General features: G+C 46.3%; 24 protein-coding genes and 1 riboswitch. Of the genes, 11 read left to right on the top strand and 13 right to left on the bottom strand.

Features of this window, described 5'->3' with window-relative positions; translation table 11 throughout:
• Window positions 1–8: 8 nt before the first annotated feature.
• The 6 genes from VT06_RS03090 to VT06_RS03115 form a co-directional block, all read right to left on the bottom strand.
• A complete protein-coding gene (locus tag VT06_RS03090; protein ID WP_046552811.1) occupies window positions 9–521 on the bottom strand; it encodes a hypothetical protein in 513 nt (170 codons plus the stop codon).
• A complete protein-coding gene (locus VT06_RS03095) occupies window positions 518–1591 on the bottom strand; it encodes a lipopolysaccharide assembly protein LapB (protein WP_046552812.1) in 1074 nt (357 codons plus the stop codon). The genes VT06_RS03090 and VT06_RS03095 overlap by 4 nt, the downstream gene beginning before the upstream one ends.
• Before the next feature lie 52 nt (window positions 1592–1643).
• On the bottom strand, window positions 1644–2132 hold the full coding sequence (locus VT06_RS03100; RefSeq protein WP_046552813.1) for an Ig-like domain-containing protein: 489 nt from the start codon (window positions 2130–2132) through the stop codon (window positions 1644–1646).
• A gap of 10 nt (window positions 2133–2142) precedes the next feature.
• Window positions 2143–3726, bottom strand: a complete 1584-nt coding sequence (locus VT06_RS03105; protein WP_046552814.1) for a DUF4331 domain-containing protein — start codon at window positions 3724–3726, stop codon at window positions 2143–2145.
• 112 nt (window positions 3727–3838) lie between these two features.
• Window positions 3839–4519, bottom strand: coding sequence for an anti-sigma factor domain-containing protein (locus tag VT06_RS03110; protein ID WP_046552815.1), 681 nt, complete (start codon window positions 4517–4519; stop codon window positions 3839–3841).
• Window positions 4516–5070 carry a sigma-70 family RNA polymerase sigma factor gene (locus tag VT06_RS03115; RefSeq protein ID WP_046552816.1) on the bottom strand — a complete coding sequence of 185 codons (555 nt, stop codon included), beginning with the start codon at window positions 5068–5070 and terminating at the stop codon, window positions 4516–4518. The genes VT06_RS03110 and VT06_RS03115 overlap by 4 nt, the downstream gene beginning before the upstream one ends.
• A 359-nt stretch (window positions 5071–5429) precedes the next feature.
• Here VT06_RS03115 and VT06_RS03120 point away from each other — a divergent pair, with 359 nt between their 5' ends.
• Together VT06_RS03120 and VT06_RS03125 are read left to right on the top strand one after the other, a co-directional pair.
• The gene (locus VT06_RS03120) at window positions 5430–6479 is read left to right on the top strand and encodes a glutathione synthetase (RefSeq protein WP_046552817.1); all 1050 of its coding nucleotides are present in this window, start codon (window positions 5430–5432) and stop codon (window positions 6477–6479) included.
• A gap of 86 nt (window positions 6480–6565) precedes the next feature.
• Window positions 6566–6748 (top strand): PA3496 family putative envelope integrity protein, encoded by a 183-nt coding sequence (locus VT06_RS03125; protein WP_152658972.1) that lies wholly within the window; start codon window positions 6566–6568, stop codon window positions 6746–6748.
• A gap of 119 nt (window positions 6749–6867) precedes the next feature.
• Here VT06_RS03125 and folE read toward each other — a convergent pair whose 3' ends face one another.
• Window positions 6868–7512, bottom strand: a complete 645-nt coding sequence (gene folE, locus VT06_RS03130; RefSeq protein ID WP_046552819.1) for a GTP cyclohydrolase I FolE — start codon at window positions 7510–7512, stop codon at window positions 6868–6870.
• A gap of 113 nt (window positions 7513–7625) precedes the next feature.
• Window positions 7626–7979 (bottom strand): DUF2750 domain-containing protein, encoded by a 354-nt coding sequence (locus VT06_RS03135; protein WP_046552820.1) that lies wholly within the window; start codon window positions 7977–7979, stop codon window positions 7626–7628.
• 157 nt (window positions 7980–8136) lie between these two features.
• Between VT06_RS03135 and ettA the strand changes: the two genes are divergently transcribed.
• From ettA to VT06_RS03150, 3 genes are all read left to right on the top strand, one after another.
• On the top strand, window positions 8137–9798 hold the full coding sequence (gene ettA, locus VT06_RS03140; protein ID WP_046552967.1) for an energy-dependent translational throttle protein EttA: 1662 nt from the start codon (window positions 8137–8139) through the stop codon (window positions 9796–9798).
• Window positions 9799–9982: 184 nt separating this feature from the next.
• Complete coding sequence (locus VT06_RS03145; protein WP_161795032.1) at window positions 9983–10663, top strand: DsbA family protein; 681 nt, start codon at window positions 9983–9985, stop codon at window positions 10661–10663.
• Between the two features lie 135 nt (window positions 10664–10798).
• The gene (locus VT06_RS03150) at window positions 10799–11446 is read left to right on the top strand and encodes an energy-coupling factor ABC transporter permease (RefSeq protein WP_046552821.1); all 648 of its coding nucleotides are present in this window, start codon (window positions 10799–10801) and stop codon (window positions 11444–11446) included.
• Between the two features lie 35 nt (window positions 11447–11481).
• On the opposite strand, the gene gdhA is transcribed toward VT06_RS03150, so the two are convergent.
• On the bottom strand, window positions 11482–12834 hold the full coding sequence (gene gdhA / locus VT06_RS03155) for an NADP-specific glutamate dehydrogenase (protein WP_046552822.1): 1353 nt from the start codon (window positions 12832–12834) through the stop codon (window positions 11482–11484).
• A gap of 108 nt (window positions 12835–12942) precedes the next feature.
• Between gdhA and VT06_RS03160 the strand changes: the two genes are divergently transcribed.
• Window positions 12943–13839 (top strand): alpha/beta fold hydrolase, encoded by an 897-nt coding sequence (locus tag VT06_RS03160; protein WP_235357342.1) that lies wholly within the window; start codon window positions 12943–12945, stop codon window positions 13837–13839.
• Between the two features lie 9 nt (window positions 13840–13848).
• Here VT06_RS03160 and VT06_RS03165 read toward each other — a convergent pair whose 3' ends face one another.
• Together VT06_RS03165 and VT06_RS03170 are read right to left on the bottom strand one after the other, a co-directional pair.
• Window positions 13849–15636 (bottom strand): TonB-dependent receptor domain-containing protein, encoded by a 1788-nt coding sequence (locus VT06_RS03165; protein WP_046552823.1) that lies wholly within the window; start codon window positions 15634–15636, stop codon window positions 13849–13851.
• Window positions 15637–15671: 35 nt separating this feature from the next.
• Window positions 15672–15859: riboswitch (cobalamin riboswitch) on the bottom strand.
• Window positions 15860–15970: 111 nt separating this feature from the next.
• Entirely contained in the window at window positions 15971–16453 is a 483-nt protein-coding gene (locus tag VT06_RS03170; RefSeq protein WP_046552824.1) for a YajQ family cyclic di-GMP-binding protein, read from the bottom strand.
• Window positions 16454–16543: 90 nt separating this feature from the next.
• Between VT06_RS03170 and VT06_RS03175 the strand changes: the two genes are divergently transcribed.
• Both VT06_RS03175 and VT06_RS03180 read left to right on the top strand, forming a co-directional pair.
• Window positions 16544–16900 carry a VanZ family protein gene (locus tag VT06_RS03175; protein ID WP_046552825.1) on the top strand — a complete coding sequence of 119 codons (357 nt, stop codon included), beginning with the start codon at window positions 16544–16546 and terminating at the stop codon, window positions 16898–16900.
• Window positions 16876–17787: a ketopantoate reductase family protein gene (locus VT06_RS03180; protein ID WP_046552826.1), complete on the top strand. Its 912-nt coding sequence runs from the start codon at window positions 16876–16878 to the stop codon at window positions 17785–17787. The genes VT06_RS03175 and VT06_RS03180 overlap by 25 nt, the downstream gene beginning before the upstream one ends.
• Window positions 17788–17892: 105 nt before the next feature.
• On the opposite strand, the gene VT06_RS03185 is transcribed toward VT06_RS03180, so the two are convergent.
• Complete coding sequence (locus VT06_RS03185) at window positions 17893–18852, bottom strand: flagellar motor protein MotB (protein WP_046552827.1); 960 nt, start codon at window positions 18850–18852, stop codon at window positions 17893–17895.
• A complete protein-coding gene (gene pomA, locus VT06_RS03190) occupies window positions 18849–19619 on the bottom strand; it encodes a flagellar motor protein PomA (protein WP_046552828.1) in 771 nt (256 codons plus the stop codon). The genes VT06_RS03185 and pomA overlap by 4 nt, the downstream gene beginning before the upstream one ends.
• Window positions 19620–19815: 196 nt before the next feature.
• Between pomA and VT06_RS03195 the strand changes: the two genes are divergently transcribed.
• From VT06_RS03195 to dxs, 3 genes are read left to right on the top strand one after another with little or no spacing between them, the layout of a single operon-like run.
• Window positions 19816–20061, top strand: a complete 246-nt coding sequence (locus VT06_RS03195; protein ID WP_046552829.1) for an exodeoxyribonuclease VII small subunit — start codon at window positions 19816–19818, stop codon at window positions 20059–20061.
• 1 nt (window position 20062) lies between these two features.
• Window positions 20063–20950 (top strand): (2E,6E)-farnesyl diphosphate synthase, encoded by an 888-nt coding sequence (gene ispA, locus VT06_RS03200; protein WP_046552830.1) that lies wholly within the window; start codon window positions 20063–20065, stop codon window positions 20948–20950.
• 14 nt (window positions 20951–20964) lie between these two features.
• Window positions 20965–22830: a 1-deoxy-D-xylulose-5-phosphate synthase gene (dxs, locus tag VT06_RS03205; RefSeq protein ID WP_046552831.1), complete on the top strand. Its 1866-nt coding sequence runs from the start codon at window positions 20965–20967 to the stop codon at window positions 22828–22830.
• The last annotated feature ends 5 nt before the right edge of the window (window positions 22831–22835 follow it).

Here is a 22835-nt window from a genome sequence, read left to right on the forward strand (position 1 = left end):
TGAAAAATTTATTGTATGGGAAAAACAATTGACTCTGCCGACAACACGGCATTAGCACTGGCTGTCGGAACCTGCCATGACAGCAGCAATTTATGGCTGGGTTCGCTGGCAAATAACGCCTGATAAGTAAGTTGCCAGTTATTACTGCTATTACAACTGACAGACAGTGGCAATAACAGATATAAATCTCGCTGTAAGCGCTGTAACTGCCAATCAGCTGCGGCAGCTGGCGTTATTTGGCAAGACTTACCATCACTGCTAAAAGTGATCTGTTCGGTTAGGTAAGCATTAAGCGTTGGCGCGCTATCCAACACCTGTTGCCAGGTGACCTGATGGTTGTCTTTGCTGGCAATAAGCCGTGCCTGCGCTAAATCATGTAGCGCAACTTTCCACACCATGACCGGTTGGCCCTGCAGGCTTTTTACATCCATATACGCCGTACTGAATTTATGCGCCAGCGCATTAGCAGCAAATAACCCGGTTAACCCTAAATACAAAATTAATTTAAGTCGTTTGTTCATCGCGATATCTCTTTAAGCCGGGATAGCGCCAGTTTACTTTGCTGCAGCAGCTGAAAGTCATCAGGCTCTTTGGCACTTCGATAGTTAAGTTCCGCCCAATACACTGCAGCTTGCGGGTTCGGTTCAACTTTCAAAAAATAATAGGCTAAATCGGCAGTATGGTCGGTATCGCCGCGGGCCAGCCTTACCTCCACACGCTGAGCTAGTTCAGCAGCAAACGATGATTGTTCAGACAATTGCCGTTCAGCTACAACCAGCCTGATCAGCAAGCTGTCGGCAAGACCAATAGACTGCTGCTTTACCGACAGTTTTTGATAAACCTGACTGGCCTCGCCCAGCTGCAGACTGAGATCTGCCCACTTTAACCACAAACTGGTGGGTGCCGCTGCCACTACCGGACTAAGCCAGGCTTTGGCCTCACTAATTTGACCTAACTGCTCGGCTTGTTCAGCTAAAATCCCCCGATACCAAAGATCAATTTGAGCGGGAAGCAACGATTGCCGCCGATACAGCGCTATCAGCGCCGGATAACTTTGTGACCAATCGCCTTTACGACCGGCTACTTCATAACTGCAAACAGAAAATAAAAATAACTCTTGCTGCCACAGCCGGGCGCAAGCGTTTTGAGCAGCCTGATGCTGAGCAGTTGCCAAATAAATGCGGGCAGCCATAAGGCTGGCAGAAATATGTTTGGGTTGCTGCATAAAAACCTGATTAAGGCTGATTAATGCGGCTTCAAACTGGTGCTGTTGCTGCTGAATATCGGCAAGTAATAACCAATAATTGACAGAAGTATAAACGTTTGAACTTACCGTGCTCAACCAGTGGTCTGCTTCATGAAACCAGGGTTCAAAACCAGGTTGACGAGCCCCTTGCAGATACAACGCCACCAGCTCAAGCGCGGTGCTATCGCTCTGTTGCACGGCCAGTTGCAGTAATAATTGCTGCATTTGCTTAGTTAACGGCAACGGTGTACCTAGTGCTAATGTATCAGCGGCTGCGGGTTTATAACTTTCAGCATGGGTTACCGAGCATAGTGCTAAAAGCAGTATAAATACGATGTATTTCATAGGCGTGCCTTGATAAAAAACGGGGCGAATAATCGCCCCGTTTTAGTGCTGCTTAGAGGCCATCCAGCAGATCGGCATAATCTGCCTCTGCCATGGCGTCCATGGTGAAGTTACGACCATTAACAGACAACGGCGTGGCGTCTTCTTCCTGCGCAAAAGCAGTGCGGGAATAACTTAAAAACGACACTGTTGCTACTTCAACCGTAATATTTACCTGGCCTGCAGCTGAAAGTTCACCGTCAGTAACCGTAATAGCAAAACTATCACTGCCGGTAAATTCTGCAGATGGGGTATAGGTAAAATTACCATCTGCCGACAGCGTTACACTGCCGTTAGCCGGCTGTGCGTTAAGGGCAAACGTAAGACGGTCACCATCGATGTCTTGTGCTGCGACTTTGTCTGTAATAGCGACATCGGTCTCGGTAACAAAGCTATTGACACCGATTAGTGGTGGGCTGTTTAACTTTGTATCTGAATTACACCCTGTGAGCACAGCGGCACACAACAGTGTTACGGCTAAACTATATTTATTCGTTTTCATTATTTACTCCTTAGTTGGGTGAGCCGGCCAGCGGCGTTAGCAAGTAAGGAAAGCTGCTATCAAACATAGCGGCATTTATTGGTGCGCCATCAGTAAAGGGGACATTACCTACCGGGGCATCTTCTGGCAAACAATAGCCCAGATTGGTTGGTGTGCCGTTCACCGGAATGTCATGACACAGCGCGCCCATTACTACCCGTAACGCAATATCAACGACATCATCACCAGGCCGGCGACCGTTAGGGAAACCTGCTAAGTCATTACCGGCGACACCAAAGGCAGACTGCATCGCCGCAGGCTTAGCCGCTATCGCGGTGTTTAAGCGCAACATTTCTGAAGGAGTAACGGTAGCCTGTTGATTTACACCCTCAACACCGGTTAAAAAGGCATTAACCAGGTCAAGGCGTGGAAAGTTAGACGGTGCTAAATCTTCAATATTGGTTCCCAACGTAGTATTTACCGCGTCTTTAAACAGAATATTCAACAATGCCGGTAAGCTTGGGTGTGTAACGTAATCAGCAAACTGACCATCATCAGCCGGCTTACTGCTATTAAATTTATCTTTGTCGGCCAAACCAATAACCAGTTCGTTTACCAGTGGGTTACTTAAGCGTGATACCTGAACTAAAGCACCGCCGTTAACTTCTGGACGTGCAAAGGTTGCATTCGGGTTTAAAATGCGTGCTTGCGGTAAACTGGCTGTAGTCCAGGCACCAATTACGCCATTACCGCCACCAACCACACAGCTCTTCGGCACTTCAATAGCCAAGGTAGTAACATTTTTATCCGCTAAGTCATCGTTAGCATTGCTTTGGGTAATGCCGCCAGGAAAGCCACCGCCGTCGCCTGCGCCTGCTGCGCTGTCACCTTCTACCGGCACATAATTAACTAAATCGAAGGTTTCACCCAGGTTAACAACAAAAGAGTCCTTACGCTGGCCTACAAAAATTCGTGCCATCGCGTCGCAACCTGGCAGGGTAACATCATAGGCATACTGATCTGCGTAAGCCTGATAAGCAGCACTGTTGCTAAACGTTTTATTTCCAACATAATCATATGGCTTAGTGAATTGCATTGCACCATCCGGTGGGCTTAGCATCGTACCACCGCTACCCGAGTCCACTTCTACTGTGTAGTTTTCGATAAAATTAAGTGAAGCCGAATTACCCGCCGCCACACCACCAACATTTTTAAGTGGTACCGCCACCATTTTCTGGTTACCCGCAGGTCCGATGGGCAACTTCACACCAGCACCATCATTGGCTAAGGTATTTTTAAAACGAAAGTTAAAGCTCATATTGGACATGGCATCGCCATCATTATCAATATGTATGCTGTACACTGCCGCCGGATCCAGCGCAAAATAATTTGGCCCACCGTAAGCGTCTTGCAGTGGAATGTAGTTTGCAATAACCGTGACATAGCCTTCACGTCCGGTTTCATAGCTGTTAAACAAGTAAAAATCGGTTGCATCGACTGTTGGTGCGCGGGTAATGCTTGGCGCTTCACGATGGCTTGACGCCTGCGCATTACTTAGCAGGGTTATTGCGCTGATTGCCGCGGTTACGGCAAGAAAGGTTGCTGTACGTTTCATATTATGTTTGTCCTTTAGATTAAATTGCGACCTAGAAACGACTGACTTACTAAACTAGATGCAGTAAATGAAAAATAAATGAATAAACCGTTAAAACGGTTTATTCATTTCCTTACAACGTGATAATTTCAGCGGTAAACAACACCGGCCCGCTGGGTGCGCCGGTTATTGAACCGCCAAGCGGTTCAAAGCTGACTGCCAGAGCAGCGATAGCTATACCCTGCGCAGCATCAGGCCAGTCTAACGTTTTCTCGCCTTGTTGTGGTAATAGGCCTAACGATATCGGCGCTGCTCCGCTTGCCGGGAGCATCCATAACTCATAGTCGTTACGTTGCTCTGCTCCCACCGCCGCAGTCGCTTTTACTGTGAACTTTTGCTGTGCTTTACTAACCAACCACCAAGCTTTGGCCTCACTCGTTTGAATAACCGCTATATCTTGAGGCGGCAAACTGCCAAGCATTGGCCTAAGCATAACTACCGCCAACATTAGTGTAGCAGCCAGTGCCAAACCCACCCATAACGGTCTTATTGCCGCACGCTGTGGTTTAACAAAAGAGGCATTTTTCCATCCCAAACGCTGTTGAATTCGCTGCCAAAGCTGCGAGTTCGGCATGGTTTCTGGCAAGCTTTCTGCCAGTGGGTTTAAATGCTGCTCCCAGCGCCATAACGTTTGGCGCACCACTGGTTTGGCCATAATAAGCTGTTGAAAACGCCGCCTTGCTGCACCGCGCATTGCGCCCAAAATAAAGTCAACGGCAAGGGCATCGAGTAATTTCTGATCTTGATACTTCATGCTTCAAGGCACCTTTTAAGTTGAGTTAAACCGCGTCGGATCCAGCTTTTAACTGAGCCAAGTGGCGAACCAGTGTGTTGGGTAATTTCCTGATGGCTTAGTCCGTTAAAGTAAGCCAGCTGAATAGATTGTCGATGCTCATCGGTCAGCCCTTGCATACAATCGTCCAGCTTAACTTTTTCCCGAACCAAGCCTATTACCTCCCCCGGCTGGACCTCAAAAGCTTTTTCATCCGCTAACTCATCGCTTATGTCTAAATGTTCGGCCTTAACCCGGCGAGACTTCAACAGGTCTAACGCCCGATAGCGAGTGATACTGATCATCCAGCTCATGACACTGCCTTTTTCGGCATGATAATCAGCCGCGTTATGCCAAATACGAACATACGCATCCTGCAATACATCTTCTGCCCAATCATTGCGCCGCAGCAAATGCAAACTTATTGAAAACAATTTACCTGAAGTTGCTTGGTATAATTGCTCGAACGCCTGCTTGTTGCCTTGTGCCGTGGCGTAAAGCCAGTGCAGCAATTGTTGCTGTGATTGCTCCATAATGTTCCTTGTTTAGTTACCACTAAGTAATAATTACGAGTTAGCATTAAAATTAGATGCACTCTTTGGCGTATTAAATCGACATTCTTGCTTCTTTAGAAACGATCAGCTGTTATCAGTCTCCATTTTTCTGCTGCTCTCGTATGCTTGTGTTAATGGCTAAACCATAACAGCTAATCTGAGAAATTTAAGTTCTACACCGCACATAGTTCCCAAGATTAACAACAGCAAGAGCATAGAGTAATTCCTGATACTTCATGCTTCTTTTATAACGATAAGCTATCATCAGCTTCCATATATCTGCTGCTCTCGTATGCTTGTGTTACTGGCTAAACCATAGCAACTAATCTGAGAAATTTATGCGTATTTGTTTTTTGATGTATCCGTGGGAAAAAGTAATGCCCGACGGCGACAGTACCATCCGGATGATCCATGAAGCAGTAAGCCGCGGTCACAGCGTAGCGATTACCCATGCCAACAATCTGACAGTTCGAGATAGCATTGCTCAGGCATTCTGTAAAGTGGTGGTAAAAGGTCAGAAAATCTCTAATAATATCGCCAGCTTTTATCAAAAAGTTGAATTTAATCAACAGAAATTACCGCTGGCAGCTTTTGATGCAATCTTTATTCGGTTGAACCCACCGCTCGACCCGATAGTGTTGAATTTTCTGGATTCAGTGCGCGAAGATACCTTTATTATGAATGACTTAGATGGCATTCGCATTGCAAACAATAAAATGTATACCGCATCACTGCACGATCCTGCTAATGAGTTTATTCCGGTTACTCATGTTTCTAAAAATAAAGACTACCTGGCGCGGGTGCTGGCTGAATCCCCTAACGATAAAATGATCTTAAAACCGTTAAACGGCTATGGCGGTAAGGGCGTTATCATTATGGAAAAATCGGCTGTACAAAGTGCCCGTTCTTTACTGGATTTTTATATTGGCGATGGTGACAAAGGCAATTACGTTATTTTGCAAGAGTATGTTGAGGGCGCAGAACAAGGCGACATCAGAATTTTAATGCTTAATGGTAAGCCAATTGGGGCAATGCGCCGTATTCCACCGGCAGATGATATGCGCTCAAACGTGCATGCTGGCGGCTCTGTGGTTAAGCATCAGTTGAGTGAACAAGAGAAAAAACTGTGCTCCCATATCGGCCCGCGACTGGCACGTGACGGCTTATTTTTTGCTGGTATCGACGTTATAAACGGTAAACTAATTGAAGTTAATGTAATGAGCCCTGGTGGGATCGCCAGAATAAACCGGCTGAACAAGGTGCGTCTTCAAGAAAAGGTTATTGATTTTATTGAAGATATTATTTCAAGCAAACAAAATATCTCGCCACGTAAACATGTATTTCAACCTTTGCTGGCTGCAGCAGAACAACAAATTGATGCTAAGTAAAAAAATTTATCGTTAAACACAAAATTATTCACTGTTGTATCCGTTGAAAAAACGGTAAATAGGCAAAAATAACCGAGGTATTGTCTATGTTAGAAACCGTAAGCCCCGAGTTTGAAGCTGAAGATCTTGCCACTGATATTGAGCTGCGTAAAGAAGTTGGCAAAGACAGTAAAGCAAAACAAAAGTACGAAGCACGTCGGCGCATTGACGATTTACTCGAGCAAAAGCGGCTACGTCAGCTATTAGATGATTGGGAAGTGGAAGACTGAACGACCGGCTTATTACGCTAATAGTAAGAACGCGATAAAAAACCAACAAAAAAGGTGCATTAGCACCTTTTTTATGTTTCAAAACATTACACTACTGCTAACTAAACCGCTTTTCTGGTTTAATAACGCGCCAAAAACTCCGCACGGGTTCGGCCGTCATCTTTAAAGATACCACCAAGTGCTGTGGTCTGAGTTTTAGAATTCATATCCATTACCCCGCGCGATTTAACACAGTAGTGCACCGCATCCATGGTCACTGCCACATCTTTAGTTTGCAGCAACGTTTGCAACGCCAATAAAATCTGCTGGGTTAGACGTTCCTGCACTTGTGGGCGCTGCGCAAAAAAGCGCACAATACGATTAATTTTTGATAAACCGATAATTTTACCCTGTGGAATATACGCCACCGTCGCACTGCCATCTATGGTAACAAAATGATGCTCGCAAGTACTGGTAAAGCTAATATCCTTAACCTTAACCATTTCCCGCACCTGCATTTTGTTATCAATCAGGGCGATTTTTGGAAAGTTACTGTAATTAAGGCCGCTAAAAACTTCATCGACATACATTTTAGCAATGCGATGCGGCGTTTCACTTAAACTATCGTCAGTTAAATCCAGGCCAAGGGTACTAATAACCTCAGTCATTAATTTAGAAATTTTCTGATACTTTTCATCTCTGGACAAGCCATTGTCCAACATGGGTGTTTCAAGCCCTTGTGCTTCAAGAGCACTACGCACTAAAACGGCTTCATCTGGCAACATACTTTAAATCCAACTAAATGCTTTGTGATGCTTTTACGGCACAACAAAACCAATAGTTTAGTAATTAACTTAATTTTCTGCGAAAGCGCCGACAGTAATCGCTTTAGAAAGTGCTACTGCACCCTCGCCAGTGATTCCAGCAGCTCGCGTGGCTCTACTTCCAAGCCATTTAAAGATTCATCCCAGTTAGTACCAATTAATACACCGTCATCGTACATTTCTTTTAACCAACCGTCACAAAATACATCAAGTGGAATGGCTTCAGGTTTATAACCAGCCCATTCATCCGAACAATGGGCTTGGGCATCGGCTTTATTTGACCAGAATGGCATAACGTCAGTTTCTTCAAACTCGACAGACTCCACCACCAGTAAATCTTCACCATCGGCTAAGGTCCAGACAACGCCATTGGTTTTGGCTTCTTCAACAAACTTTTGATAACTCGGATCGTGTTCAAACTCGGCCATAATATACCTGCATTTTATCAGCTAATAATGGTTGCTATTAGAACAGATTTAGCGGGTAAAAAGCCATCATTATCGTTGGTCCAGCCATTGGCTTTCCTTGATGGGCCAAAATAACGTACAATTTGTATTATCTTTAATAACAGGCAGCAAGAGCATTATGGCGCAATATATTTACTCAATGTATCGGGTGTCGAAAGTTGTCCCACCGAAAAAAACCATTTTAAAAGATATTTCGTTATCGTTTTTCCCTGGCGCCAAAATTGGTGTACTGGGCCTAAACGGTTCAGGTAAGTCTACCCTGCTAAGAATTATGGCCGGGGTAGATCCTGAGTTTGAAGGCGAAGCGCGGCCTTTAGCAGGCACTAAAATTGGCTATTTACCGCAAGAGCCAGTGCTGGATACTAGCAAGACAGTGCGGCAAATTGTTGAAGAAGGGGTGGCCGATGTTAAAGACGCCCTGAACCGGCTGGACCAGGTTTATGCTGCGTACGCGGAAGAAAATGCCGATTTTGACGCGCTAGCCCGCGAGCAAGGTGAGCTGGAAGCGTTAATTCAGGCTAAAGATGGCCATAACCTTGACAACACGCTCGAGCGGGCCGCAGATGCACTACGTTTACCACCATGGGATGCCAATATCGGAAAGTTGTCTGGTGGTGAACGTCGCCGCGTGGCTATTTGCCGCTTGTTACTGGAACGGCCGGATATGTTATTACTGGATGAACCAACTAACCACCTCGATGCAGAGTCAGTAGCCTGGTTAGAGCGCTTTTTGCATGACTATCCGGGAACCGTGGTTGCCATCACTCACGACCGTTACTTTCTGGATAACGTGGCCGGCTGGATATTAGAACTCGACCGCGGCTACGGTATCCCATGGGAGGGCAATTACTCTTCCTGGCTGGAACAAAAAGATGCTCGCCTGCAATTGGAAGAGAAAACAGAGAATGCCCGCCAGCGTTCCATTAAGCAGGAACTGGAGTGGGTGCGCACAAACCCCAAAGGTCGTCATGCTAAAAGTAAAGCCCGGATGGCACGCTTTGAAGAGCTACAAAGCCAGGATTTCCAAAAGCGCAACGAAACTAACGAGTTATTTATTCCACCAGGGCCAAGACTGGGCGATAAAGTACTTGAAGTTAATCACTTACGTAAATCCTTTGCCGACCGGCTACTGATTAATGATTTAAGCTTTAGTGTACCGAAAGGCGCCATAGTCGGCATTATCGGCCCGAATGGTGCCGGTAAGTCAACGTTGTTTAAGATGATAACCGGTGATGAACAGGCCGATAGTGGCAGTATTGAAATTGGCGATACAGTGCAGGTAGCCAGTGTTGATCAGTTCCGCGATAGTATGAACCCGAAAAATACCGTATGGCAGGAAATTTCTAACGGTCAAGATATGCTGCAGATTGGTAGTTTTCAAATCCCCAGTCGGGCTTATGTTGGCCGCTTCAATTTTAAAGGCAATGACCAACAAAAGTTTATTGGTGAACTGTCTGGCGGTGAACGCAACCGGGTGCACTTAGCGGCCCTGCTAAAAGCCGGTGGCAATATGTTATTGCTGGATGAACCCACCAACGATTTAGACGTAGAAACACTGCGCGCCTTGGAAAACGCTCTGCTCGATTTTCCTGGCTGTGTTATGGTTATTTCACACGATCGCTGGTTTCTTGACAGAATAGCAACCCATATTCTGGATTATCGTGATGAAGGGCAAGTAAACTTCTTTGAAGGTAACTATTCTGATTACGAAGCCTGGTTAAAAGCGACCTATGGTGCGGCAGCGCTGGAGCCACACCGGATTAAATATAAGAAAATTTAAAACAGCAATCACCATCAGGCGGCAGAAGCAGCCTGATGGTGATTCATCACTCTGCATGTTACAAGCCACGTTATACCCAACGTACTGTTAACCTAGACAACGTTAATAGAGGCTTGTCATCAGTTGACAATCGCTGGCTGCCCTGTTGTTATAACCGCACTTTTTCTTACTCTGACAGATGATTATGATCGGTATAAAACCACTAGTAAAAATGGGCAGGCTATTAACAATAGCCAGTGTAAGTTGGCTATTAGTTGCATGCTCTGAACCTGCCTCGAAAGCTCCTGAAGCCGTTAATGTGGCTGAGCAACCCCGCACTATCTCACTGCAGTTTCAGCAAGATGTGCATTATACGTTGGTCAACAATATTGATAATGAGAAAGCCAAGCCACCTTATTTGGTGGAGTACTTTTGGTTTGGTTGTCAACATTGTCAGCAGTTTGAACCCGTGCTTGAAGCTATTTTGTTGCGTCGGCCAGAACTGACTTTAGTACGTAAACATGCCGCTGTAGTGCCACAATGGCAAAGTGATGCCAGAATTTTTTATAGCTTGCAACAAATGGGGCTGGAACAGCTTACCACGGAGCTGTTAGAGCTTTACAAAGAAAAACGCCAGTTATCGCCTGCAGATTTACAACAGTTTTTAACCGCACACCAGGTTGATCAGGCTGAGTTTTTTGCAATTGCTGAAAACAGCGAGCAGGTTGTCGAAAAAATGCGTATAAGTGCCCGTGAAATGCAAAACAACAATATCGGTGGTGTGCCAGCGCTGGTGGTAAATGGTCGCTTTTTAATAACACCTAATGCCGATATTAATAGCCTTGATGCTTATCTGGCGCTAATCGATTATTTGCAACAAAAATAGCGCTAAATAGGCTCAGCGAAGTACGTTAACGGTTTTACGTAGCCACCAGCAATAACTGCATACCAAACTGATCTAAAACAGCAATGCTCGTCTAGTGTTGATATTACAATAGGTGTTTGCAAACAGGAGCGGCCGATGACCCTTTGGCAAGGTGGAGCCTGGCTGTTATGGCTAGTGCTGTTAATAAGGTTTTTTCCGCGTGAATTACTGCCAAGGCTAAAAGCCGATGCTGGCTATCAGCATTTATTATTCAGCTCGGTACTGGTGATTGGCCTGCTATGGTTGGCACGAGCGGGTATTGAACCCGGGCTGGAACTGCACTTACTCGGTATAACCACGCTGGTGTTATGTCACGGTTGGCGTATAGCGTGGCTGATTGGCAGTTTGGCTACGGTGATACTGGTTGCAGTGGGAACGATAACATTAGCTGATGCCGGTAGTGTGGCATTATTAACGGTAGTGCTACCGGCATTGTTTAGTTATCTGATATTTTCGCTATCTTACCACTATCTGCCACGACACCTGTTTATCTATATCTTTATCGCCGGTTTTGCCAATGCAGCATTAACTATTACGCTGAAAATACTACTGACGTCACTGTGGTTTTACTGGCAAGGCCACTATAGCTGGCATAGTATTTATCAAAACTATCTACAGTTGGCGTTACTAATCTGGTTTGCCGAAGCATTATTAAATGGCATGGCCATTACATTAATGAGTGTTTACCGGCCACATTGGCTTAGAACCTTTTATGATAATGAGTACCTGTCACCCGATCGCTAACGGTATTCAATCGATAACGTCGTGTTGCAATACCATTACACCACACCCTGCTGGATCATCGCATCGGCTACCCGCCGAAAACCAGCAACATTAGCACCTAAAATAAAATTAGTCGGCTGGTCAAGCTCAGCAGCAGTGTCCCGGGTCCGCTGGTAAATACCTTGCATAATGTCTTTTAACTTCTGGTCAACTTCATTAAAACTCCAGTGCTGCATACAGGCATTTTGCGCCATTTCCAACTGGCTGGTCGCTACGCCACCCGCATTAGCGGCTTTACCCGGCGCATAGGCAATCTTGGCCTCTATGAACAAATCAACTGCCTCAGCGGAACAGGGCATATTGGCGCCTTCACATACCGCCATGCAGCCATTGGCAAGTAATGCTTTGGCATCTGCCACGGTTAATTCATTCTGAGTTGCACAGGGGAAGGCTACCTGGCCGGCAAAACGCCATACCGCATGGCCATCCTCAGGGTAGCTGTCGCAACGAATATATTCAGCATCGGGGTGACGTTTTGCATAGTCACTCAACCTGCCGTGCTCCACTTCTTTTATCTGCTTTAAACTTTTCACATCAATACCGCTTTTTTGATAAATGGTGCCACCGGAATCGGTGCAGGTCACTGGCTTAGCACCTAATTCCAGCAGTTTTTCAATGGTATAAATGGCAACATTACCTGAACCTGACACCAGACATTCTTTGCCTTCCAGGCTATTTTTATTACCTTCCAGCATATGCTCGGCAAAATACACGCAACCATAGCCCGTCGCCTCTTTGCGCACTAACGAGCCGCCCCACAGTATATCTTTACCGGTTAGCACACCATCAAACCGGTTAGTCAGTTTTTTATACTGGCCAAACATATAACCAATTTCGCGGGAGCCAACACCAATATCACCGGCAGGCACGTCGGTATTGGCGCCAATATGCCGATAAAGTTCATTCATAAAGGCCTGGCAAAAACGCATAATTTCAGCATTTGACTTGCCCTTAGGGTCAAAGTTAGCGCCGCCTTTTGCGCCGCCCAGAGGCAACCCGGTAAGGGCATTTTTTAACACCTGCTCAAAACCTAAAAACTTGATAATGCTAGCATTGACACTGGGATGAAACCGCATGCCACCTTTGTAAGGTCCTAACACCGAACTAAACTCTACCCGGTAGCCTTTATTTACCTGCACCTTACCGTTGTCATCAACCCAGGCCACCCGAAACATAATTTGCCGCTCAGGCTCTACCATTCTCTCAATGATTGAATGTTGACAAAAGCGGCTATCTTCATCCAATACCGAACCCAGCGAGTCGAGAACTTCTTCAACTGCTTGATAAAATTCAGTCTGGGCCGGGCTACTTTTTTGCAATTTCAAAATGGTGTTATGAGTATAGGGCATACATTAACCTGCTATTTACTATGTTAGGCTGCGCAAAACCATGCTGCCAGCAAAGCTGTTATTTAACGTCGTTGACTGGCACAATGGCCTTTAAACAAGAAAAGCTCAATGCGAATCAACAATATTAGTCAATTAACGTTGAAAACACCCGTTATGGATCATTCACTTAGTTTATGCCTGACTGGCTATAAAAATAATTTACAATTAGCCGCGCTGGCTAATCAGCCCGCCTTTAAGACCGGGCAGCAGCCGGTGTTGTGCTTGCATGGTTGGTTAGATAATGCCGCCAGCTTTATCCCGCTGGCAAAAGAGCTGACGTCGTTGCCCCTGCTAGCACTTGATTTCCCCGGCCACGGTCACTCGCCATTTCGCTATGCTGACAACCATTATTATTTTTTTGACTGGGTGGAAGATTTGGTAGCCTTGTGCCAAACCCAAGGCTGGCAACAGCTAACTATTATCGGTCACTCGATGGGTGGTATGGTGGCGACCGCGTTGGCCGCGGCTTTCCCAGAGTTAGTCAAGCGCTTGGTATTAATTGACAGCCTGGGGTTTGTTACTGCAGAAGCCAGTAACTGCACAGAGCAACTACGTCAAGGCATTGTTTCCAGACTGAAAAAACCACCAAGCCGCCGGCCATATTATACGAATTTAACTGCAGCGGCCACCGCACGATTAAGCCAAAGCGATTTTAGTTTAGCCGAAGCCTTGTTACTGGCGAAGCGCGGCACCGTGGCTGATCAGCATGGTTTTAGCTGGGGCAGTGACTACCGGTTACGGCAGAAATCGGTGCACCGGTTAACCCAAGATCAAGCACAAAATCTGTGTCAACAGGTACAAGCACCAGTGCTGGCGGTGTTAGCCACTGATGGTCCTGTTGTTGCTAAACTAGCTGAAATGCAACACTGGTATTCGCAGCTAAGCGTGCAGCAAGTCCGCGGCGGTCATCATTGCCATATGACAGCGGCTACTGAAGTGGCCAGGCTAATACAAGCCTGGCTGTAGGGCTTTTTATTATTGTAAAATATAGCTAACGCTCAAACCAAAATTGGCGCCAGCGGTGGCATAACCTCGACTGGTGTAATACTGTTTATCCGTTAGGTTGGCTATTTTAGCCCTTAACGTAAACGCTGAGGTAATGGCATAACTTAACCCTATACCCAATACAGTATGAGCCGGCGCCACTGGGTAACTCTCGCCGCTAAAAAAGTCTGCGCCCTGATAGGTAGCACTTTGATAATCGGCAGTAAAAAAAGCTGACCAATTATTAGCCGTATAACTGCCACGCCAGTTAAGGGTGTTTTCAGGGCGGCGTTGCAGCGGCAAACCGCTGCTGCGGCTTTCAGTATCGAGCCAGCTATAGTTAAGCTCACCGGCCCATTGTTGCCATTGTTGGGCAACCCTGAACTCTAGCCCTTTGACACTGGCTAATAATACATTTTCTGCCCGTTCTATGCCCTGGATCAGGTTAGTCACATCGCGATCAAACCAGGCTACATACACTTGCAAATTTGCGGCCCGATAACTTAAGGTCACTTCATCTGCTACAGACTGCTCAGGCTGTAACGTCGGATTAGCAAAACCAGGGAAATATAACTGATTAAATGATGGTACCTTAAAAGCAGTGCCGCGGCTAAGCCGTAACTGCCAATATTCACTTAGCTGATAACCTGCTGCCAGCTGCCAGGTAGTTTCAGCAGCATAGTGATTAATAGCATCATGACGCACGGCAGCTTCGAGCAACACGCTATCATGCTGGTAATTCAGCCCAGTAAAGACTGCGCGATTAATTCTACTGGTTTGCTCATAAGCCGTAGCCGATTTACCAACATGCTCCTGATACCAGTTGACGCCGCCGAGCCATCTTAGGTTATTAGTGAGTTCGTTTGCCGCCTGATAATTTAACTCGTCGCGCTCGGTAACAAAGGGGCTGCGTGACACCGGACCGAAGGTATTATCACTATCCAGGCTGCGACTAAGCTGCGCCTGATGTTGCCAGCTCCCGTGCTGTTGTTGCCAACCTAATAAGTAAGCCCGGCTTAAGGTATTGGCTTCATCTTCGGTACCGAAACTGGTATCAAACTGATAAAAACCGGAATTTACATCAGCCTGCGCCGTCCATAAACCATAAACTGACCGATAATCAGCAGCCAACTTTATATACTGCTGCTGGTAACCATCACTGTCGGGGTCTTGCTGCGGTTGGGCGTTAAAACCATCTGCCTGGCTAATACCAGCACTCGCCGACAACGTAACGTCAGCGCGTTGCTGACGAACACTGATATCGCTGCCAACCTGGCCATAACTGCCGACATTAGCGTGCAATTCCAGGGTACTGCTGCGCCGGGTAGTAATAGCGATGACTCCGGCCAGCGCATCAGAGCCATACCAGGCCGCTCTTGGGCCGCGTACCACTTCAATTCGTTCAATTAAAGCCAGTGGCAACATCGACAACGTTTTATAACCCAAAGTAGCCGAACCACTGCGAACACCATCCACAATAATTAGAGTGTGACCAGCATTACCTCCGCGCAGATAAATACTACTATTTTGGCCCCGTCCACCGTCACGAGACAGGTTTATACCGGGTAACTGCGCCAATAGTTCGGGTAAATCATTGGCTTGACGGGCAATAATATCGGCGCGCTCCAATACGGTAACTGTCGCTAAAACGTCATGCTGCGGGGTAGCAATCCGGTTAGCATAAATACTAATATGTTCAATATTTTCAGTTTCAGATGTGCTTGCCGCAGCCGCATAGCAAGATGCAACCAAGGTGGCCGCAAAAGCAGGTTTAAACATGTAAGCTCCTACAACGTGCCCACCGCACATTTAGTTGGTTAATCGACTTTTTAGGCCGGTCTCCGGGCTTACAACCTGCTTGCGCCAATGCTTTACCTTCCCATCAAATGACAGTGGTTTTTAAAGCCTTGATAGTTGTTTACCGTTGCGGGGGCAGCTCTGGCTTTAACCAGATTCCCGTTTAACTGCAGCGTGCTGCAGCACCTAAAAAAAGCGGCCCTCAAATAGGCCGCGTGCAGTGTAACTGTGACGCTAAAAATGTCAATAGGCCTCTAGACGCCTATTACCAAATAGCATTACGCAGCCCCGTTGTGCCAGGTAAACCGTTAGCGCCTTAATCGCGAAAATTGGTAAACTGAAACGCCTGTTCTAATTCGCTACTGCGAATTAACGCCATAGCTTCTTGTAAATCGTCACGTTTTTTACCGGTAACCCTGACTTGTTCGCCCTGAATAGCAGCCTGCACTTTTAATTTATTATCTTTAATCAGTTTAACCAGTTTTTTTGCCATTACCGTTTCAATACCCTGCAGTAGGGTCAGGCTTTGACTGTAGGTTTTTCCTGAATGAACTACATCACCGTCTTTAAATGAACGGACATCAAGGCTGCGCTTAATGGCTTTGGCTAAAAATATTTCCAGCATTTGTTGCAGCTGAAATTCTGCTTCTGCCGTCATGGTGATCAGGGTATCTTTTAAGGCAAATTCTGCATTTACCCCTCGAAAATCGAAGCGGGTGGCCAGTTCACGATTAGCATTATCAACAGCGTTAAGTACTTCCTGCTGATCCAGTTCTGACACGATATCAAATGAGGGCATCTCATTCTCCTAAGGTTTACTTAATGGCGTAGTAGCGATTATAACCAGAAAGCTGCTACAATCCGAGCCTGATTTTTTGGAGATAGTACTGTGCCAGTGTGGTTTTATCGTGCCTTATTTGTCTTATGCTTGTTATTAGCTACCGCCGGATTTTTGGCAGAAATTAACGGCCATCGCATCACCGGAGGCATTTTACATGCAGATAAAATGGCACACTTTGCCATTTTTGGTTTATTAACCGCATTAACGTGGAAAGCTTTTAAGCCCAAATTTTATCTGGCATTGCTTTTTTTAGGCGGCTATGGCCTGGCAATAGAGTTAATGCAGCACTATTTTACTGCTCGCCAAGGTGATGCCTGGGATTGGCTGGCCGACGCAGCTGGCATCGCCAGCTTTTATTTGGCACGTCAACTGTGGCACTTATGGCGCCCGCGCAGTCGGCGTTAAGCTGGGTATGTGTTGGTAGTGGCGCCATTGGCCTACTGGCCAGTGCCCGCTTGCAGCTAGCCGGCTATAACATCACGCTGTGGCTAAAGCAGCCAACGCAAATCAACCTGAAATTTACGGATAGTAAGCAACAGTCGCAACATTTACTGTTGTTACCCCAACCCCGCACTGCAGCCATAAGCCGATTACTTGTGCCAGTCAAAGCTCATCAGGTTATACAGGCAGTTACTGAACTGTTACCCTATTTAGCCGATAACGCCCAGCTCGTCCTTAGCCATAATGGTATTATTGCGCTTGAACCGCTCATCCAGCAATTGCAGCCTAAGCAAGGCTTGTGGTTTTTATCCACCAGCCAGGCAGCCTATAAGCCAGCACCCCATTCGCTGGTTCATAGTGGTGCTGGCAGCAGCTTTCTGGCGAAATTAACCCATGCTGACAATAGTGATAATGAGCAGGATGTAATCACCACCATGTCTGCCGCGCTGGGGCCGTTAACTCTGGTTAACGATATTTACCCGCTGCTTTGGCAAAAACTGGCAGTTAATGTGGCTGTTAACCCGCTGAGCGCTTTGGAGAATTGCCAAAATGGCCAGTTAGCAGCAGCCCGCTATCGGCGGCAAATTACCACATTAGTCACAGAGGTCTGTAAGGTGGCTACAGCATTGGGTTACCCCATGACCGCCACTACTACAATAGATAGGGTGTATCAGGTTATTGCTGCAACAGCGCTTAATTACTCTTCTATGCAACAAGACGTGCAAGCGCGCCGGCAAACTGAAATTAATGCCATATGCGGTTATGTCTGTCAGCAAGCGGCGCAACTACAACTTGCAACGCCGGCAAACCAACAGATGTTACACGCCATACAGGCATTGCCACATTACTAAAGTATTACTGCGTTAGCATAAACCGACATGTAACTCGTCTATTACCCTAACCACCTGGCAAACTCCCTTCCTACCATACTATCTGCTTAGTTTGCTAATAGCCGCTTAGTTTGCTAATGGCTCCAGGCTAATAGGATCAGATTGTTTTGCCTTACCTTGCAAAATAGAGATTTCCACCCTACGGTTACGCCGTCGGTTTAATTCAGAGTCGTTTTCAACCAAAGGTCGGGTGTCAGCATGACCCATGACCACCACGCGTTGTCGATCAAACTCAGGCGCACGAATCAGCTCTGTTGCCACAGATACCGCACGCTTGGCCGACAACTCCCAATTATTGCTATGTAATTCGTCGGACACCTGAATATCATCAGTATGCCCACTCACCGTAATTTCACCCGGAACATCATTTAATAACGTACCAATTTGCTGAATAATCGGCCGAAAACGTGGCTGTAAAAAAGACGATCCTGAAGGAAATGAGCCGTTCTCGCGGATCCTGATAATGATTTGCTGTCCAAGCGACTCTAGTTCAATAGCGCCATCTACAATTTGTTGTTCTAGTTGTTCAGCCAGCTTTTTTACCATCTCATTGGTTTGTTGCTGCATTGCTTCAGCGTTTGCTGCTGCAGCGGCCGCTAACGCTTCTGCATCAGCCGTTTCCTCCGCATTAGCGGCCGACTGTCCGCCGGTCATATCGTCCCGTTGCTCCTGCCTGCCACCGGCAGAGTCTTCTTCGCCGGCCTGAAATTCGATAACCTGCTGGGTAATTTCCATCGTTTGCTGTTGAATGGTTTCAATTGGTGTTGGATCTGGCCTGCCTGGCCGAAACTCCATGGCAATAACGCTAGTGCCCTTAGGAATATCTTCCACTTCAATTTTATTCTGCACCCCAAAAGCAAACTTCATTGAACCGGCTATTTGCTTAAATTTTAAAACATCCATTTCTGAAAACGCTAAAAGCAGTACAAAAAAACACATTAATAGCGCCATTAAATCAGCAAAGGTACCCATATATTGAGGAAGGCCCGGAGGCGGGCATTTGCACTCTTCTTCTTCGTCGTTCATGCCGGTTCTCCAGCAACCTCGCGTTTACCCTGTGCCAGATAATTGCGTAAGATACCTTCAATAACTTTCGGATTCTGGCCATCTTGGATCCCCAAAATAGCATCGAGTATCAGCTGATTATTTTGTTTTTCCTGCTGGTTACGAATAGCCAACTTGTCTGCCAACGGAATAGCAATAACGTTAGCTATAAAGGCACCATACAATGTGGTAAGTAATGCCACCGCCATGGCAGGCCCAATAGCTTTAGGGTCATCCATGTTAGATAACATCGCCACCAGACCAATCAAGGTCCCTATCATGCCCATTGCTGGTGCTACGTCACCTAAACTCCGAAATATGGCAATACCGGTTTCATGCCGCTTTTCGGTTAAACTAATGTCTTTCATTAGGGTTGCTCTGACCACATCAGCATCATGGCCATCCACTAACATATTGATTCCTTTTTGCATAAAGGCGTTGGGGATTTCAGCTTCCTCCAGTGCCAAAAAGCCGCCCTTACGTGCCGAATCGCCTAATTGTACCGCTTTCTCAATCAGCTCTTCCGGTGCTTCAATTTTAAACATAAAGGCTTTAACTGCTACTTTACCTGCCCCAAGGAACTGACCAAGAGTAAACTTCGATATTACGACAAAAATCGAGCCACCAACCACAATTAATACCGAAACTAAATCAGCAAACATAGCTGGATCGCCGCTACTGCCTATAATCATAGCCATTACTACAAAGCCGATGGCACCAAGCATACCAACCAGGGTTGCTATATCCACTATTTACTCCTTAACAAACGCCCCAAACGGGAATTATAATTATTTTATATTAGCTTATAGTCGGTTATCGACAAAACTTCGTAAAAGTTAAGCGTCCAATAATGCAAAAGAAGCAATTAAGGCTTTCACTTATCCGTTATGATTGACCATAATAGCCTGCTAGGGTAACGTTGCGCACAGTTTTTTTGAGGATTGTATGAGTAAAAAGAAAGCCGACCTTAGTCAGTTCGAACATGCCATGGCAGAACTTGAGACTATAGTGCAACAATTAGAGCAAGGCGACTTATCGCTTGATGCCTCATTAACGCAATTTGAACGCGGTATCAGCCTGGTAAAACAAAGCCAGCAACAGTTACAAAGCGCTGAGCAAAAAGTGCAACTGTTATTACAACAACAGCAGCAAGAAAGCCTGCAAGCTTTTACACCACCGCCAGGAGAATAACTTGGCACCGAACAGCCTAATACTTTATCAGCAACGGATAGAACAACAATTACAGGTATTGATGGCTGCTCAGTCGCAAACTGCAGCTCGCTTACATCAAGCGATGAGCTATAGCCTGACCAATGGTGGCAAACGTATCCGTCCATTTTTAGTGTATGCCTGCGGTTCGATGCTAAAGGTTAACTTATTGGCTCTGGACAGCGCAGCGTGCGCTATTGAATGCTTACATAGTTATTCGCTGATCCATGATGATTTACCCGCGATGGATAATGATGATTTGCGCCGGGGCAAACCGACGTGTCACAAAGCCTTTGATGAAGCGACGGCTATCTTGGCCGGAGATGCCCTGCAAGCACTGGCTTTTAGTGTATTAAGCAAAAACGATTGCCAAGCGCTAAGTGCTGAGCGTCGGCTAAAGCGGCTGCATGTGTTGGCCAATGCCAGTGGTATAGCAGGCATGTGTGCTGGCCAGGCTATTGATTTAGCGCAAAGCAATCAGCACATGGAATTAGCCACACTGGAACAAATGCACCGGTTGAAAACCGGCGCGTTGATTGAATGCGCCGTGCAGTTAGCCTATTTTAGCAGTGAGCTTGAATGCCCCGCAACGCTCGAGGGATTAACACAGTTCGCCAGCGCATTGGGTCTGGCCTTTCAGGTGCAGGATGATATTCTGGATATTGAGAGTGACACTACCGTGCTTGGTAAGCCACAAGGTTCTGATTGTAAATCGAATAAACTCACTTACCCGGCGCTGTTAGGCCTGGAAGGCGCCAAGGCTAAAGCCCATCAGCTTTATCATGATGCGTTAGCTGAGCTGGCAAAGCTACCTTACAATACTGATGAGTTAAAAGCCTTTGCTCATTACATTATTGCCCGTAAGTTTTAAGAGAGGCATAAAAGATGGCATTAGATATGACCGATTTTCCGCTGTTAGCCAAAGCCAATTTGCCAGAGCAACTGCGCCAATTACCCCAAGACACATTACCCGCCTTAAGCGCAGAATTGCGCCGGTTTTTACTAAAAACCGTGAGTCAAAGTAGTGGCCACTTTGCCTCAGGCCTTGGCACTGTTGAGCTGACTGTTGCCTTACATTATGTCTACAACACGCCTTTTGATCGGCTGATATGGGATGTGGGTCATCAGGCCTATCCGCATAAAATTTTGACAGGCCGGCGCGATAGGATGCACAGTATTCGCCAAAAAGATGGTCTGCACCCATTTCCTTGTCGGGATGAAAGCGAATATGACACCCTTACCGTAGGCCACTCCAGCACCTCAATCAGCGCTGCTCTGGGTATGGCAATAGCGGCCAACCAAGCAAAAAACAAACGTAAAGTAGTTGCAGTAATTGGCGATGGCGCTATTACCGCAGGGATGGCGTTTGAGGCGCTGAACCATGCTGGTGAAGTACGACCCGATATGTTAGTTATTTTAAATGACAATGAAATGTCAATTTCTGAAAATGTCGGTGCATTAAACCAATACTTCGCCCGAATTTTGTCAGGCAGCTTTTACACTAGCTTGCGTGAGGGTGGTAAAAAAATCCTCAGTGGCGTACCGCCACTGCGTGAATTGGCTAGTCGTGCAGAAGAGCACTTTAAAGGTATGGTTACCCCTGGTACTTTTTTTGAAGAACTGGGTTTCAATTACATTGGTCCAATTGACGGCCATGATGTAATTACTCTGGCAGACACTATTCGCAATATGCGCAATATGAAAGGGCCTCAGCTATTGCACATTGTAACTAAAAAAGGTAAAGGCTATGCCCCTGCAGAAGCCGATCCTATTGGTTATCATGCCGTTGCCAAGTTTGATCCGGATGCCAGTAGTCAGCCGCTCAAAAAAGCGGGCAAGCCGAGCTTTTCTAATATTTTTGGCAGCTGGTTATGCGATATGGCGGCACAAGACGAGCGGTTGCAGGGCATTACTCCTGCGATGCGTGAAGGCTCTGACATGGTGCGTTTTTCTAAAAGTTATCCCAAACGTTATTTTGATGTCGCTATTGCCGAGCAACATGCGGTAACACTGGCTGCTGGTATGGCCATTGAAGGACTAAAACCCATAGTGGCTATTTATTCCAGCTTTTTGCAGCGGGGTTATGATCAACTGATCCATGATGTTGCACTGCAAAATCTGGACGTGCTGTTTGCCATTGACCGGGCTGGTATTGTTGGTGCCGATGGTCCTACCCATCAAGGTGCTTTTGATATAAGTTTTATCCGCTGCATTCCCAATATGCTGTTAATGGTTCCGTCGGATGAAAATGAATGCAGACAAATGCTTTATACCGGTTATCAGCACCTTGGGCCTGCTGCAGTAAGGTACCCACGAGGTGTCGGCACAGGTATTGCTGCCGAACAGCAAATGCAATTATTACCGCTGGGTAAAGCTAAAGTCGTTCAGCAAGGTAAAAAACTGGCCATTTTAGCCTTTGGCCCTTTATTAACTAGTTGTCAGGCAGTAGCTACCGAATTAAATGCCACCCTGGTGGATATGCGCTTTGTTAAGCCATTAGACGAAGCCTTATTGCAAGAACTAGCACACAGCCATACGCATGTTGTTACCGTAGAAGACAATGCCTTGATGGGTGGTGCCGGTTCTGCTGTTAACGATGTTATTTTACAGCAACGGTATGCCATGAAAGTTCTGAACCTGGGCTTACCAGATCACTTTATAAAACATGGTACCCAGCAAGAAATTTATGCCGAACTTGGCTTAGACAGTGCCGGCATTAGCCAGCAAATAACCGTGTTTAGTAATAGCTAACGACC

It is taken from the genome of Arsukibacterium sp. MJ3 (genome assembly GCF_000987765.1).
In the GTDB taxonomy this organism is placed as follows: Bacteria; Pseudomonadota; Gammaproteobacteria; order Enterobacterales; family Alteromonadaceae; genus Alishewanella.